The 279-nt window shown below is 73.8% G+C and carries 1 protein-coding gene; it reads left to right on the top strand.

From position 1 onward, the window contains the following. The coding region (locus KVS71_RS17360) for a Sua5/YciO/YrdC/YwlC family protein (RefSeq protein WP_217585141.1) at positions 1–279 on the top strand (279 nt) is incomplete at both ends.

Genomic DNA, 279 nt, shown 5'->3' on the forward strand with positions numbered 1-279 from the left:
CCCATCGTCATCCCCACCGACACCGTCTACGGCGTCGCCGCCGACGCCCTCTCGCCGCCCGCGGTGCAGCGTCTCCTGGATGCCAAGGGTCGCGGCCGCAATCAGCCGCCGCCCGTGCTCGACGGCACGAAGGAGACGCTGACGGCCCTCGCGGAGGCTGTTCCGGAGCCCGTCCAGCGTCTCGTCGACGCGATCTGGCCCGGGGGACTCACGATCGTGCTGCCGGCGCAGCCCTCGCTGGTGAGGGATCTGGGGGAGACCCAGGGCACGGGCGCCGGC

It is taken from the genome of Microbacterium sp. GbtcB4, assembly GCF_019091465.1.
GTDB lineage: Bacteria > Actinomycetota > Actinomycetes > Actinomycetales > Microbacteriaceae > Microbacterium > Microbacterium paraoxydans.